Genomic DNA, 14,193 nt, shown 5'->3' on the forward strand with positions numbered 1-14,193 from the left:
CCGATGAGCGACGCCGCAACCGCGGAACTGAAGCACAAGACGGTCCTGTCGGTCCTGTGGTCCGTCGTGCGCGTGGCCTGGAGCACCGTTGCGACCTTCGTCATCTTTCTGGTGCTCGCGCGCGTATTGGGGCCCGCCGAGTTCGGCACGTTCGCGCTGGCCAGCCTGTTCACGGAGGTCGGCCGCATCATCGCCTTCGGCGGTTTCGGCGATGCGGTGACGCGGCAATACGACCTGGACGAGGAACTCGCCGACACCGCCTTCTGGGCGCTCGTCGCCTTCAGCGTGGCCATGGGCCTCGTCATCTTCTTCAGCGCCCCCTTCTATGCATCCGCCGTGCGCGACCCGGCGGTGGAGCCGATCCTGCACTGGCTGGCCTTCCTGATTCCGCTCGGGTCGCTGGCCGTGGTGCACAATGCGCGCCTTGCGCGCGACTTCCGGCACAAGAACCTTGCGGCGCAAAGCATCGTCGCAAGCATGCTGTCGGGGGCCGCCGCCATCGCGGCCGCCCTGGGCGGCTGGGGTGTCTACGCCCTCGTCGCGCAGGCGGCAGTCCAGGCCGTGGTGACGGTCGCACTGGGTTGGTACTATTTCCCGTGGCTGCCGAAACTGCGTTTCGACATGCGGCGGTTTCGCGGCGTCTTCACCTTCAGCATCAGCCTGATGGTGAGCCAGCTTCTCTGGATGCTCCTGACCCGCGTCCAGGATATCTTCATCGCCCGATGGTACGGCCCTGCCGAAGTCGGCCGCTATCGCATCGCCTGGCGGCTGATCGAACTGATCGGTCAGGCCGTGCTGGCGCCGATCGGAAGCGTCTCGCTGGTGACGCTGTCGCGCCTGCAGAACGACCGGGCGGCATTCCGCAACGCCTACAACCGCATCGTCGGAGCCGCGGCACTCGGCACGTTCCCGCTGCTTTTCGGCTTCGGCGCGCTGTCGCAGGAAACGATCGACCTCCTGTTCGGGCGGCAATGGCAGAATACCGGTCCCATTGCGACGGCCCTCGTGCTGATGGCCGTGCCCTTCGTCATGAACGTCTTCGCCGCGCCGGCGCTTGCGGCGGTCGACAAGGCGCAGACGATCATGTCCGTCGCGGCGCTGCAACTGGCCGCCACGCTGCTCCTGACATGGTTGCTGGTGCCCTATGGCGTGGTCGCCGTCGCCGCCGGCTATACGCTGCGCGCCTGGGCGACGATGCCGTACCAGCAATATCTGCTGAAGAAGCATGCCGGCATCGACCCCGGCGGAACGATCCGGGCGGTCGCAATGCCGCTGGCAGGCTCGCTGGCCATGGCCGCCATCGTCTGGCTGACCAAGGCGCCGATCGCCGGCGCCATCGGCTGGCCGCCCGCGGCCCTCGCGGCATCCGTCGCCCTCGGCGCCATCGCCTACGTGCTTTTTCTCGCCCTGTTCGGCCGGCGTACCTTGAAACCCTATATCGATACCGCCCTGTCCGCGCTGCGTCGCGGCCGCGCGGCAGCGACATCCACCGGAGAAGCCTGATGCCGGAAACGAACGCAGCCATCATCGCCCGCCTCAAGGGCCTTATCGAAGACGCGCTCGCCGACCTCGTCGATCCGGCACAGAAGTTCGCGCTGCTCGATTTCCCGAACCATTACAACATCGGCGACAGCGCCATCTGGATGGGCGAACTCGCCTATTTCGACGGTCGCGGCATGCGCGCCGGCTATGTGTCGGAGATCCCGACTTTCGACGAGGGCAAGATGAAGGCGGCCGTCGGCAACGCGCCGATCTTCCTGCATGGCGGCGGCAATTTCGGCGATGTCTGGCCCGGTTTCCGGCCCTTTCGCGAAGCCCTGCTGGATCGCCACAAGGGACGCCCCGTCGTCCAGCTGCCGCAGACCATCAAGTTCAATTCCGAGGCCAACCGCGATTCCACGGCCCGTGCCATCGAGAAGCACGGCGCCTTCACCCTTCTGGTGCGCGACCAGCGCAGCCTCGACTACGCCCGCGCGCATTTCCAGTGCAAAAGCCGGCTCGTGCCCGACATGGCCTTCTGCATCGGCCCCGTCGCGCCACCTAAGCCGGTTCATGACTTGCTTCTCAACCTGCGCGACGACCACGAAGCCACCGGCGCACACGATGTGTCCGAAGCCGTGAAGCGGCCCGGCACCATCCAGTCCGACTGGCCGGAAGAGCCGGCCGACTTCCAGCAGCGCACCAAGCGGGCCGCGATCCTGCGCGGCTTCCTTGCGGGACAGGTCGGCGGACGGGCGCGCATGACGGAACTGGCCTACCGCGAACGCGCCCGCCAGCGCTTCGAGCGCGGCATCGCGCTGCTCGGCTCGGCGCGGCAGGTGATCACCGACCGCATGCATGGCCACATCATGTGCGTGCTGATCGACCGGCCCCATTGCGTGCTCGACAACAGCTACGGCAAGACCAGCGGCCTCATCTCCGCATGGAAGACGACGAACAGCGACCGCTCCTTCCTGGTCGGCGACGTGGCCGAGGCATTGGCCGTGCTGGACGGCCTGAAGCAGCGGCGAGCGGTAGAGGCCTGATTTTGGCCTGACCAAATAGCCACATTTGGTGGCGTTTGCGTAGCGTGAATGCGGGATGCGCAAATTGGATTGACCACTTTCCTGTTGGACGATAAGTCTTGCGCACTGGCCCTCGGGAGGGGCCGGCCGACGCGGGCAAGCAGGGAGGCAGGCCGTCCGCATGACGCATGCAGCAGCATCCATGCGCGGAGACGCGCCACCGCTTCTTGCCCTCGACGGCATCGTGAAGACGTTTCCGGGCGTGCGAGCCCTCGGCGGGGTCTCCTTCGACCTGAGGCCGGGCGAGGTGCATGCCGTCTGCGGCGAGAACGGCGCCGGCAAGTCCACCCTGATGAAGGTGATCGGCGGCCTGTACCAGGCGGACGAGGGCCGGATCCTGCTGGACGGAGCCGAAACCCGTTTCGCCGGCACGCGCCAGTCCGAGGCGGCCGGCATCGCCATCATCCACCAGGAGCTCAACCTCGTTCCGCATCTCAGCGTCGCGGAGAATATCTTTCTGGCGCGCGAGCCGAAGCGCGGACCCTTCATCGACCGTTCGCGCCTGAACCGCGATGCCAAGGCCCTGCTGGAGCGGCTCAAGGTGGCCATCGCGCCCACGGCGGAAGTGCGCCGCCTGTCCATCGCCCAATCGCAGATGGTGGAGATTGCGAAGGCTCTTTCGCTCGATGCGCGCGTGCTCATCATGGACGAGCCGACATCGTCACTGACCGAATCGGAAACAAGCGTCCTCTTCCGGATCATCAAGGATCTGAAGAAGGCCGGCGTCGGGATCGTCTACATTTCGCATCGGCTGGACGAAATGGCCGAGATCGTCGACCGCGTCACCGTGCTGCGCGACGGCACCCACGTCTCGACCCGCGATTTCGCCGATACCAGCGTGGACGAGATCGTCGCCGACATGGTCGGACGTTCGCTGGAAGAAAAATTTCCGCCGCGGACTTCGGTACCCACGGGCGAAATCCTGTTCAGCGCCGAACGTCTGACGCGCAAGGGGGTCTTCGCGGACGTCTCCTTCGACCTGCGCCGTGGCGAGATTCTAGGCTTCGCAGGCCTGATGGGCGCGGGGCGCACGGAAGTCGCCCGCGCGATCTTCGGGGCAGACCCCCTGGATGCCGGCACGATCCGGCTCGGCGGCCGCACCCTGTCCATCGCCAGCCCGCGCGACGCGATACGAGAGGGGATCGCCTATCTTTCGGAAGACAGGAAGGGTGACGGGCTGGCGTTGAAGATGACGGTGGCCGACAACATCACCCTGCCCAGCATGGACAAGGTGTCCGGGCCGGCCGGCTTCATCCGCTTCAAACAGGAGCAGGAGGTCGCGCGGGACTATATCGACCGCCTGTCGATCCGCACCCCTTCGGCACGGCAGGTAACGCGGCTCCTGTCCGGCGGCAACCAGCAGAAGATCGTGATCGCCAAATGGCTGTATCGCGGCTCGCGCATCCTGTTCTTCGACGAGCCGACCCGCGGCATCGACGTCGGCGCCAAATACGCGATCTACGAGTTGATGGACGCGCTCGCCGCGGAGGGGTTCGGCATCGTGCTCATCTCTTCGGAGCTGCCGGAAATCCTCGGCGTGACGGACCGTATCGCCGTCTTCCACGAGGGGCGCGTCATGGCGACCCTCGATACGGCGCGAACCACCCAGGAAGACATCATGCACCATGCCTCGGGCCACGGCCGGCCCGCGGCGCAACAGCTTGCCGGGAAAGCCGAATGACGAGCGACCGCAGAAAAGACCTTCTCCAGAAATTCGCGGCCCTCGGCAGCCTGCTCCTGCTGACGATCGCTTTCTCCGTCACCAGCAGCGCCTTCATGACCGTCAGCAACGGCATGACGATCGCCCTGCAGGTCACGTCCATCGCCATTCTCGGATTCGGGGCGACCTGCGTCATCATAACCGGCGGCATCGACCTTTCGGTCGGATCGGTGCTCGCGCTGGCCGGCGTCGCCGCCGCGCTGCTGGTCAAGGCCGGCGTTCCCGTGCCGGTCGGCATGCTGGGCGGCGTCGCGGTGGGCGCCCTGTGCGGCCTCGTCAACGGCATCGCCGTCACGCAACTGCGCCTGCCCCCGTTCATCGCCACGCTCGGCATGATGCTCATCGCTCGCGGCCTGGCGCTCCAGATCACCGGTGCGCGGCCGGTTTCCGGCCTTGGCCAGTCCTTCGGCGAACTGGGCAACGGGGCGTTGTTCCGCATCGTCGACATCGGCGACGACGGATTTCCGACGGTCGTCTTTCCGGGCATCCCCTATCCGGTCATCCTGATGATCGTGCTTGCCATCGCCATCTCCATCATGCTGACGCGCACTACGCTCGGACGCCACATCTATGCCGTCGGCTCCAATGTCGAGGCGGCGCGCCTTTCCGGCGTCAACGTCAAGGCGGTCACGCTGTTCACCTATGTCCTGTCCGGCACCATGGCCGGCCTGACGGGCTGCGTGCTGATGTCCCGCCTCGTCACGGCACAGCCCAACGAAGGCGTCATGTACGAGCTGGACGCCATCGCCAGCGCCGTCATCGGCGGCACCTCGCTGATGGGCGGCGTCGGCACCATCTCGGGCACCATCATCGGCGCCTTCGTCATCGGCATCCTGCGCAACGGCCTCAACATGAACGGCGTGTCGGCCTTCACGCAGCAGATCATCATCGGCCTCGTCATCCTGCTGACGGTCTGGCTCGACCAGATCCGCAACCGGCGCTGAACCGAACCCAGATCAAAGAGGAGGAATGAGCATGAAAAGACTGGCACTCGCCGCACTCGCATCGGCCCTGACCCTGACCGCCGGCACGGCCCTGGCGCAGGAAAAGGAGATCGCCGTCATCGTCAAGACGGCCAACGCCACCTTCTGGCAGAACGTCCAGAAGGGCGCGGACGCGGCCATGCAGGATGTTGAGGGCTACAGCATGACCTTCCAGGGCCCCGCCTCGGAATCGGCCATAGCCGACCAGGTCAACATGGTGGACAACGCCGTGAACCGGGGTGTCGCCGGCATCGTCCTCGCCCCTTCCGATCCGGAGGCATTGGTGCCCTCGATCCGCAAGGCATGGGAAGCGCGCATCCCCGTGGTGCTGATCGATTCCGCCATTTCGGACGATGCGTCGGATTACTACCAGTCGTTCCTCGCCACCGACAACAAGGCCGCCGGCGAACTGGCGGCGCAGGCGATGATCGAGCGCATCGGCAAGGAAGGCAAGGTCGCCGTCATGTCCTATGTGGCGGGCGCGGGTTCCGAGATCGGGCGCGTGGGCGGCTTCGTCGACTACCTGAAGGCCAATTCCGAGATCGAGATCGTCGGCCCCTTCTACTCCAACTCCCAGATGGCGACGGCGCTGAACCAGACCACCGATGTCCTCGCCTCCAACCCGGACCTCAAGGGCATCTTCGGCGCCAACGAGCCGACCGCTATCGGCATGGGCCGCGCGCTTGCCCAGTCGGGTCGCTCCGGACAGGTCGTCGGCATCGGCTTCGACGGCAACGAGGACCTGCAGAACTTCGTCAAGGACGGCACGCTGGCGGCCATAGCCGTGCAGGGCAGCTTCCAGATGGGAGAAAAGGGCATCGAGACGGTGGTCGACGTCATCGACCGCACGAAGGTGGAGAAGAACCAGGATACCGGCGTCGTGCTCGTCACCAGGGAGAACATCGACACCCCCGAGGCGCAGAACGTCCTCTACTGAGCCGATGCCGCTTCGCCGGGCCCGGCGCCCTGCGCAGCGGCTTGCGGCAGCATCGACAAGGAATACGACGCATGAAGGTTTCGGACCGCCGCGCCCTGCCCCGCACCGGGCTGGAACTGACCGTGCTGGGCCTCGGCGGCGCGCAGATCGGCGGACTCTACCGCCCGATGGCGGAAGGCGTCGCCGCAGCCATCGTCGATGCCGCCTGGGATGCCGGCATCCGCTATTTCGATACGGCGCCCTTCTACGGGTTTACCCGCTCGGAGCGCCGTGTCGGCGCGGCGCTCGCACCGCGCGACCGGGAGGCATTCGTTCTGTCGACGAAGGTGGGAAGGCTGATGCGACCCGACCCGACGGTCGGCGCCTTCGAACAGGGCTATGCCGAACCCATGCCCTTCCGCCCGACTTACGACTATGGCTACGACGCCATCATGCGTTCCTTCGAGGACAGCCTGCAGCGCCTCGGGCTGACGCGGATCGACCTTCTCTTCGTGCACGATATCGGACGGATGACGCATGGCGAACGCGCCGACCATCACTGGCGGCAGCTGACCGATGGCGGCGGCTTCCGCGCGCTGGACGAGCTGCGCGGCGCCGGCCTCGTCCGCGGGGTCGGGCTTGGCGTCAACGAAGTGGCGGTCGTCGAGGCGGCCATGAACGAAATCGATCTCGACTGCACCATGCTGGCGGGGCGCTACACGCTGCTGGAGCAGGAAAGCCTTCCGATGCTGGATCGCGCTGCCCGGGCAGGCCACGCCATCGTGGCGGCGGCGCCCTTCAATTCCGGCCTGCTGGTCGGCAACGGCAAGTTCAATTACGAGGACGCGCCGGACGGCGTCGTCCGCCGGGCCGAGGCGCTGGCGGACGTCGCGCGGGCGTTCGATATCCCCCTGCCCGCTGCCGCGATCCAGTTTCCCCTGGCGCACCGGGCCGTCGTCACCGTCAACACCGGCGCGCACCGTCCGGACCAGATCGAGACAAGCGCACGCTGGCTCGAAACGGTAATTCCAGCCGAATTCTGGTCGACCCTGGCGCAGCGTGGCCTGATCGCGCCCGAAGCGCCCGTTCCGGGGCAGTGACATGCGGATCGATGCACACCAGCATTTCTGGGCGATCGCCGACCGTGTCGGGCAATGGCCGCCGCCGGACCTGGCCGCCATCCATCGCGATTTCTCGCCGGCGGACCTGAAGCCGCTTTTGGCCTCGGCGGACATCGAGGCGACCGTGCTCGTCCAGTCCCTTCCCAGCCTTGCCGACACGCGTTTCATGCTGGACCTCGCGGACCGCGAGCCGTTCGTTCTTGGCGTCGTCGGCTGGGCCGACATGAAGGCCCCGGACGCGGCGGCCACAATCGCCGACCTGGCCCGGCACCCGAAGCTGAAGGGCCTGCGCCCCATGCTGCAGGACCTACCCGACGTCGACTGGATCGACGATCCGGCGCTCGATCCCGCCGTGGCCGCGATGCTGGCGGCGAGCCTCGTCTTCGACGCCCTCGTCAAGCCGGCGCATCTTGCGGCGCTGGTCCGGTTCGCGCGGCGGCATCCGGACCTGCCCATCGTCATCGATCATTGCGCCAAACCCGATATAGCCAACGGCGACCTTTCGGCCTGGCGGCGCGGCATGGATGCGTTGGCGGCGATGCCGCAGGTCTTCTGCAAGCTGTCGGGCCTCGTCACCGAAGCGGGCGCCCCGCCCGACATGGAGGGCGTCGGCCGCGTGGCCGACACGATCCTGCATGCTTTCGGGCCGGACCGCGTCATCTTCGGCAGCGACTGGCCCGTGATCGAGCTTGCCGGGCGGTACGCCGACTGGGTGGAGACCGTCGAGCGCCGCGTCCTTTCAAGGTTTGGCCGATCGGCCGTCGAAGGGGTTTTCGGCGCGAACGCGCGGCGCGTCTACGGCCTCTGACACGCAGACGTCAGACTTCCGAGCCTACGGGTTGGCCGCCCCGCCCGCCGCAACGGCAGCAGGGGAAGCCACGCCGAGCCGCGCCTCCACCTCCTGCGCCGACAGCGCATGCCCGAAGAGCCAGCCTTGCAGGCTCGTGCAGCCGATACGCCGCATCAGTTGCGCCTGGTTTTCGTTTTCCACCCCTTCGGCCGTGACCGGCAGTTCCAGTGCGCGGCCGAGTTCCACGATCGCCGCGGCGAGGCGGTAGGGTTTCCCGCCGAGCTCCGCGGCCACGACGAAGGATCGGTCCATCTTGATCCGGTCCAGCGACAGGCGCTGGAGATATCCGATGCTGGTGAAACCCGTGCCGAAATCGTCGAGCGAGATGCGGATGCCGCGCGAGCGGAATTCACCCAGGATCCGCTCCGCCTCCTCCGGCCGCCGGAGGAGGTGCTTCTCGGTGATCTCGAGGTCCAGCCGCCGCGTGGGGAAACGCGCCTCTTCGAGCGCCTCGACGATCGAGCAGACCAGGTTGCGATCCCAGAACTGTACCGGCGACAGGTTCACCGACAGGCCGATATCCCACGCCCGCGCCCGCTGGCACGCCTTGGCGATCACGCGTCGGCCGAGTTCGTTGATGAGGCCGCTCTGCTCGGCGACACGGATGAAATGGTCGGGTGCGACCGCGCCTGTCTCCGGATGCTCCCAGCGCGCAAGGGCCTCCACCATTTCGATGCGGCCGGTGATCGCATTGACGATCGGCTGGAAGGCCACCTCGATCTCGTCCCGCGCCACGGCCTGGCGCAACGCGCCCTCCATGGCGTGGCGCACCAGGTTCGCTTCGTCTAGCTGCGGCTCGTAGGCCAGCCAGCCACGCTTGCCACGCGACTTGGCGGCATACATGGCGACGTCCGCGCGCCGCATGACTTCTTCCGCCTCCAGCCGCGCCTCGCGGCGCGCCACGCCGATGGTGACGCCGATATTCACGCTGTAGCTGCTGACGTGAAACGGCGGCTCGAAGGCCGCAAGGACCCTGTCGGCCGTGCGCTCCGGCTCGTCCGGCGCTCCGCCCGGCAAAAGCACGGCGAATTCGTCGCCGCCGGTGCGCGCCACGGCCGAGCCGGGCGGCGTGGACCGCTGGATGCGACGGCCCGCCTCGACCAAGAGGTCGTCGCCGGTGGCGTGGCCGTAGACGTCGTTGGCCTCCTTGAAGCCGTCGAGGTCCATGTAGAGCAGGTACTGGTCCGGCCGCCGGTCGCCGTGGCGAAGCTGGGCCAGAAAGCGGCCGCGATTGGCAAGCCCGGTCAGGGCGTCGTGATAGGCGAGAAAGCGGATATTGGCCCGGCTGGAATGCAGCGCCTCGTTGGACAGGCGCGCGCGGTTCAGGATCATGCCCGCGGCGAAGAACGAGATGAGCGCGATCAGCATCAGCCCCGGCAGGATCTGGTGCATCAGGGCGGTGCCGGGACGGTCGGGCGTCCAGGCGACGATGCCGACGGCCTCGTCGGTCAAGCCTCTCAGGACCACCGTCTCCTCTCCGGCCAGGGTGCCGCTGTCGGTCAGGAGGCGCAGGGCGCCGGTGCTGTATCGGGCGGACAGCCCGTCGAGGAGGACGCCGTCGATCGGGCGCGCGATCACCATCGTGCGCCGCAGCCCTTCCGGGCCGGTCAGCCCCGGGGTCAGCGGCGCAAGGTCGGCCGCCGCGTAGACGAACAGGTTCTCACCCAGCGACGTGAAGGCTCCGACGGCCGTTCTGCCCGAATATTCGGCCGTGCCGGCGGCCTCTACGCCGGCGCGCAGCGCCTCGCCCACCGTCGCGAATGCGTCCAGGGGCTGCGCCGTCGGGTTGCCGTCGTCATAGGAATAAACAGTCGAAGCGCCGTTCTCGATGATGAACAGATGCGTATAGCCCTGCCGCTGGCCAAGATAGACGCCGATGTTGGCGTCTGCCCATGCCGGATCGAACGACAGGACCAGCGCACGGAACGCATCGTCCCACACGGCATAATCCTGCAGATCGTGCACGGCGAACTCGACGAGGCTCTGCATGGCGCTGGCGATCGTCTGCCTGTCGCGTTCCGTATCCAGCCTGTCCTGCGCGTTCGTCAGGTAATAGAGCAGCGAAAACAGGGCCGCGAACGACGTGACGACCAACAGGCCCGTCGGCACCAGGTACTGGCGCGGAAAGAAGCGGCGAATGGATTGCATGCGCTTTCGCAGACCTGGAGACAGCGTTGAAACAATACAACTGTAGATTAATCGTAATCTGTTGCAAGATGCGATGGCCCGATGCCGAGGGTGTGCGAGGCAAAAGGGAATTCTATCGCTGGCCGTCTCGTGTTAACTGACGGGCATGGACGTCACGCAACTCAAGACCCTGATCCACGTTGCCGAACTCGGCAGCCTCAGCAAGGCGGCCGACAGGTTGCACGTGGCTCAGCCGGCCCTCAGCCGCCAGGTCCGCCTTCTGGAGCAGGAGCTCGGCGTCACGCTGTTCGAGCGGCACGGGCGCGGCATGGTCGTCACCGATGTCGGACGCGACATCCTCGAGCACGCGTCCCGGATCCTCGCGGAGATGGAAGCGATCCGCAACGTCGCCGCCGGCACCGGCAAGGAGCTTGCCGGCACGGCGACGATCGGCACCACGCCGACGGTTGCGGAGATCATCACCGTACCGCTGGTGCGCGAACTGCGAGAGCGGCATCCACGCCTGAACCTTCGCCTGGCGTCGGCCTTCAGCGGCCATCTCCTGGATTGGCTGCAGCGCGGCGAACTGGAACTTGCGGTCTCATACGATCCGCCGCCCATGCGCTCCCTTCGCATCGTGCCCGTGATGCTGGAGGAGCTTCTGCTGGTGCAGGCCGCCCCTGCGGGCCTGCAGCCCGACCCGCTGCCCTTCGCCTCACTGGCCGACATGGAACTGGTTCTTCCGAGTTCCCGGCACGGCCTGCGCGCCATCGTGGAGGACTGCGCCCTGCGTGCGGGCGTCTCGCTGAAGGCCGGCGTCGAAGCGGACTCTTTCGGAGCCATGATCGACCTCGTGCGGAACGGCTTCGGCGCGACGCTTCTGCCCCTGGCGCCCATCTATGCCCTCGTGCAGTCGGGCGCGCTCGGGGCGACGCCGGTGATCGACCCTGTGCCCACGCGCAAGCTGGTATTGGCCTACCCGTCCGACAGGCCCGTGGCGCGCGCCACCCGCCTCGTCGCGGAGACCTTCGTGTCGATTGCCGCCGACCTGGTCGAGCGCAGGGTCTGGGCCGGACGGATGCTTGCCGATCCCCCGGCGGACAAGCCATAACAGCTCGGCATATCTCAATGCGAAATCGGATAATCGCATGAAGGGCAATTCGGGATTAAACCGGGATCCGGACATGCGGACATTCGGACGCGGAGGATTGGATGAACGAAATGGCTTCGAAACTGGCCGGTGAAATCGACTGGCAGAGCGACGTATACCGGGTGCTGAAACAGCACGATGTCCGGCATGTCGTCTACGTCCCGGATGCCGGCCATTCGACGGCGATCCGCATGGCGGTGGCCGACGAGGCGGTGCACTCGGTGGTGCTGACGACGGAAGAGGAAGGCATCGGCTATCTGGCCGGCGCCTGGCTGGGCGGCGAGCGCGGCGCGCTGCTGATGCAATCCAGCGGCGTCGGCAACTGCATCAATACGCTGGCGCTGCAGGCCTGCGTCCGTTTTCCCCTGCTGATGCTCGTTACGATGCGCGGCGACTGGGCCGAGTTCAACGCCTGGCAGAACCCGATGGGCCAGGCCACCGAGGCGGCCTTGAAGCTGATGGGCGTGATGACGTGGCGGGCCGACGTGCCCTCCGAGGTGGAACCGCTTCTGCACGGCGCGGCGACGATGGCCTTCAATGGTGATTCCGCAACCGCCCTCCTGCTCGGGCAACGGCTGATCGGAGAAAAGAAATGGGTGAAGTAAAAGTCGGAGGCGACCTCGATCGCCGGGACGTCGTCCGCAACCTCCTGGCCGGCCGGGACGAGCTTCTCGTCGTCACGGGCCTCGGCTCGCCGTCCTACGATGTGATGGCCGCCGGCGACCACGACAACAATTACTATCTCTGGGCAGCGATGGGCAGCGCGATCACGGTCGGGCTCGGCCTTGCCAAGGCGCAGCCGAACCGCTCCGTGCTGGTCGTCACCGGCGACGGCGAGGCGTTGATGGGCCTCGGCGCGCTTGCCACCGTGGCGTTGCAGAACCCCGCCAACCTGACGATCGCGATCCTCGACAACGGCCATTACGGCGAGACGGGGATGCAGCTCAGCCATGCCGGCCAGGGCATCGATCTGGACAAGGTGGCGGCGGCCTGCGGCTTTGCGTGGACGGCCTGCATCGAGGATATGGGCGGCGTCGACGACCTGCGCGCCAGGCTGTCCGAGCGGGAGGGCGTCAAGCTGGCGACCATCAAGATCCGGCCGGAAAACGCGCCGCGCGTGCTGCCGCCGCGCGATGGGCCCTATATCAAGAACCGGTTCAGGGCGGCGCTCGGCTTCGCGACGATCTGACCGGCCCCGGGAGGAGCAGGTAACATGGCGGAACGCGTCCGTTTCGAGAATGTGGTGGATGGGGTCAGGCTCGGCAGCGCGGACGGGCGCTGGATCGAAAGCGCCAACCCCTTTACCGGCAAGCCCTGGGCCGAGGTGCCGCATTGCGGGCTCGATGATGTCGACCGCGCTGTGGATGCGGCGCACAAGGCGTTCGTGAAAGGGCCATGGCCCTCCATGACGGCCAGCGCGCGCGGCAAGCTCCTGCGCCGGCTCGGCGACCTGATCGAGCGGGACGCCGCGCGGCTGGCCGAGATCGAGGTAAAGGACAATGGCAAGCTCCTGGCCGAAATGGCCGGCCAGGTGCGCTACATGGCCGAGTGGTTCCACTATTTCGGCGGACTTGCGGACAAGATCGAAGGCGGGGTCATCCCCACCGACAAGCCCGACATGTTCACCTATACCAAACGCGAGCCGCTCGGCGTCGTCGTGTGCATCACGCCGTGGAACTCGCCGCTGCTGCTTCTGACGTGGAAGCTCGCCCCGGCGCTTGCCGCCGGCAACACCATCGTCATCAAGCCGTCCGAGTTCACCTCCTGCTCCACGCTGGCCTTCATGGACCTGATCGCGGAGGCCGGATTTCCGCAGGGCGTGGTCAACACGCTCACCGGCTTCGGCTCGGAGATCGGGACGGCGTTGGTGGAGCACCCCAAGGTGGCGAAAGTCGCCTTCACCGGCGGCGACGCCACCGGCGCTTCGGTCTATGCAGCGGCGGCGCGCGGCATCAAGCACGTGACGCTGGAGCTGGGCGGCAAGTCGCCCAACATCGTCTTCGCCGACGCCGCCATCGACGACGCCGTCAAGGGGGCCATTTCCGGCATATTCGCCGCTTCGGGGCAGACCTGCATCGCAGGCTCCCGGCTGCTGGTGCAACGCGCCGTCTATGACGAGGTCTGCGAAAAGGTGGCGAGCTTCGCCGCCACGGCCAGGCTGGGCGACCCGATGGATTCCGGCACGCAGGTGGGCCCGATAACGACGCAGCCGCAGCGCCGGAAGGTGCTGGACTACATGGAGGTTGCCAGGGGCGAAGGCGCGCGCTGCCTGCTCGGCGGCGGCACCCCCGACCGGCCCGACCTGAAGGACGGCTGGTTCGTCGAGCCCACCATCTTCGCCGACGTCTCCAACGACATGCGCATCGCGCGGGAAGAAGTGTTCGGCCCCATTCTCTCGATCATTCCCTTCGAGGACGACGAGGAAGCGGTCGAGATCGCCAACGACACGATCTACGGTCTTGCATCCGGCGTCTGGACGTCGAATATCCGGCGCGCCTTCACCATGGCCGACCGTATTCGCGCCGGCACCGTATGGGTGAACACCTATCGCGCCGTCAGCTATCTGGCGCCGTTCGGCGGCTACAAGAAAAGCGGCATCGGCCGCGAAAGCGGCCAGCACGCGATCGACGAGTATCTCCAGACCAAATGCGTCTGGATCAATCTCGCCGAGGGGGTACCGAACCCGTTCGTGCTGCGCTGACAGAAAGGGAGAGACGATGAAGATACTCGTCTGCATCAAGCGCGTTGTGGATTACAACGTT

Annotated in this window: 12 protein-coding genes; 11 read left to right on the forward strand and 1 reads right to left on the reverse strand. The window is 66.7% G+C overall.

Annotated elements, in window-relative coordinates; translation table 11 throughout:
- The first annotated feature begins 3 nt into the window (after positions 1-3).
- The 7 genes from NDN16_RS19915 (at position 4) to NDN16_RS19945 (ending at position 8,112) form a co-directional block, all read left to right on the forward strand.
- Positions 4-1,503, forward strand: a complete 1,500-nt coding sequence (locus tag NDN16_RS19915) for a lipopolysaccharide biosynthesis protein (protein ID WP_251115204.1) — start codon at positions 4-6, stop codon at positions 1,501-1,503.
- Positions 1,503-2,525: a polysaccharide pyruvyl transferase family protein gene (locus tag NDN16_RS19920; RefSeq protein WP_251115205.1), complete on the forward strand. Its 1,023-nt coding sequence runs from the start codon at positions 1,503-1,505 to the stop codon at positions 2,523-2,525. The genes NDN16_RS19915 and NDN16_RS19920 overlap by 1 nt, the downstream gene beginning before the upstream one ends.
- A gap of 160 nt (positions 2,526-2,685) precedes the next feature.
- Entirely contained in the window at positions 2,686-4,245 is a 1,560-nt protein-coding gene (locus tag NDN16_RS19925) for a sugar ABC transporter ATP-binding protein (protein ID WP_251115206.1), read from the forward strand.
- The gene (locus tag NDN16_RS19930; RefSeq protein ID WP_251115207.1) at positions 4,242-5,228 is read left to right on the forward strand and encodes an ABC transporter permease; all 987 of its coding nucleotides are present in this window, start codon (positions 4,242-4,244) and stop codon (positions 5,226-5,228) included. The genes NDN16_RS19925 and NDN16_RS19930 overlap by 4 nt, the downstream gene beginning before the upstream one ends.
- 31 nt (positions 5,229-5,259) lie before the next feature.
- Positions 5,260-6,204, forward strand: coding sequence for an ABC transporter substrate-binding protein (locus tag NDN16_RS19935; protein WP_251115208.1), 945 nt, complete (start codon positions 5,260-5,262; stop codon positions 6,202-6,204).
- A 71-nt stretch (positions 6,205-6,275) separates the two neighbouring features.
- Positions 6,276-7,283, forward strand: a complete 1,008-nt coding sequence (locus NDN16_RS19940) for an aldo/keto reductase (RefSeq protein ID WP_251115209.1) — start codon at positions 6,276-6,278, stop codon at positions 7,281-7,283.
- A gap of 1 nt (position 7,284) precedes the next feature.
- Positions 7,285-8,112, forward strand: a complete 828-nt coding sequence (locus NDN16_RS19945) for an amidohydrolase family protein (protein WP_251115210.1) — start codon at positions 7,285-7,287, stop codon at positions 8,110-8,112.
- A gap of 24 nt (positions 8,113-8,136) precedes the next feature.
- Here the strand turns inward: NDN16_RS19945 and NDN16_RS19950 are convergent, their stop codons facing one another.
- Positions 8,137-10,302, reverse strand: a complete 2,166-nt coding sequence (locus tag NDN16_RS19950) for a putative bifunctional diguanylate cyclase/phosphodiesterase (protein ID WP_251115211.1) — start codon at positions 10,300-10,302, stop codon at positions 8,137-8,139.
- A 145-nt stretch (positions 10,303-10,447) separates the two neighbouring features.
- Between NDN16_RS19950 and NDN16_RS19955 the strand changes: the two genes are divergently transcribed.
- The 4 genes from NDN16_RS19955 (at position 10,448) to NDN16_RS19970 (ending at position 14,132) form a co-directional block, all read left to right on the forward strand.
- Complete coding sequence (locus tag NDN16_RS19955) at positions 10,448-11,392, forward strand: LysR substrate-binding domain-containing protein (RefSeq protein WP_251115212.1); 945 nt, start codon at positions 10,448-10,450, stop codon at positions 11,390-11,392.
- A 101-nt stretch (positions 11,393-11,493) separates the two neighbouring features.
- Positions 11,494-12,036, forward strand: coding sequence for a thiamine pyrophosphate-binding protein (locus tag NDN16_RS19960; RefSeq protein WP_251115213.1), 543 nt, complete (start codon positions 11,494-11,496; stop codon positions 12,034-12,036).
- Positions 12,024-12,620 carry a thiamine pyrophosphate-dependent enzyme gene (locus NDN16_RS19965; protein WP_251115214.1) on the forward strand — a complete coding sequence of 199 codons (597 nt, stop codon included), beginning with the start codon at positions 12,024-12,026 and terminating at the stop codon, positions 12,618-12,620. The genes NDN16_RS19960 and NDN16_RS19965 overlap by 13 nt, the downstream gene beginning before the upstream one ends.
- Positions 12,621-12,644: 24 nt before the next feature.
- Positions 12,645-14,132 (forward strand): aldehyde dehydrogenase, encoded by a 1,488-nt coding sequence (locus tag NDN16_RS19970; protein ID WP_251115215.1) that lies wholly within the window; start codon positions 12,645-12,647, stop codon positions 14,130-14,132.
- Positions 14,133-14,193: the final 61 nt, after the last annotated feature.

The sequence above is a fragment of the Aureimonas altamirensis genome (assembly GCF_023702225.1).
GTDB lineage: Bacteria > Pseudomonadota > Alphaproteobacteria > Rhizobiales > Rhizobiaceae > Aureimonas > Aureimonas altamirensis_B.

Excerpts from the sequence above, each read along its gene's own strand:
- NDN16_RS19950 (WP_251115211.1), bottom strand. The coding sequence starts at position 10,302 with ATGCAATCCATTCGCCGCTTCTTTCCGCGCCAGTACCTGGTGCCGACG.
- NDN16_RS19935 (WP_251115208.1), top strand. The coding sequence starts at position 5,260 with ATGAAAAGACTGGCACTCGCCGCACTCGCATCGGCCCTGACCCTGACC.
- NDN16_RS19920 (WP_251115205.1), top strand. The coding sequence starts at position 1,503 with ATGCCGGAAACGAACGCAGCCATCATCGCCCGCCTCAAGGGCCTTATC.
- NDN16_RS19960 (WP_251115213.1), top strand. The coding sequence starts at position 11,494 with ATGAACGAAATGGCTTCGAAACTGGCCGGTGAAATCGACTGGCAGAGC.
- NDN16_RS19925 (WP_251115206.1), top strand. The coding sequence starts at position 2,686 with ATGACGCATGCAGCAGCATCCATGCGCGGAGACGCGCCACCGCTTCTT.
- NDN16_RS19965 (WP_251115214.1), top strand. The coding sequence starts at position 12,024 with ATGGGTGAAGTAAAAGTCGGAGGCGACCTCGATCGCCGGGACGTCGTC.
- NDN16_RS19955 (WP_251115212.1), top strand. The coding sequence starts at position 10,448 with ATGGACGTCACGCAACTCAAGACCCTGATCCACGTTGCCGAACTCGGC.
- NDN16_RS19970 (WP_251115215.1), top strand. The coding sequence starts at position 12,645 with ATGGCGGAACGCGTCCGTTTCGAGAATGTGGTGGATGGGGTCAGGCTC.
- NDN16_RS19940 (WP_251115209.1), top strand. The coding sequence starts at position 6,276 with ATGAAGGTTTCGGACCGCCGCGCCCTGCCCCGCACCGGGCTGGAACTG.
- NDN16_RS19915 (WP_251115204.1), top strand. The coding sequence starts at position 4 with ATGAGCGACGCCGCAACCGCGGAACTGAAGCACAAGACGGTCCTGTCG.
- NDN16_RS19930 (WP_251115207.1), top strand. The coding sequence starts at position 4,242 with ATGACGAGCGACCGCAGAAAAGACCTTCTCCAGAAATTCGCGGCCCTC.
- NDN16_RS19945 (WP_251115210.1), top strand. The coding sequence starts at position 7,285 with ATGCGGATCGATGCACACCAGCATTTCTGGGCGATCGCCGACCGTGTC.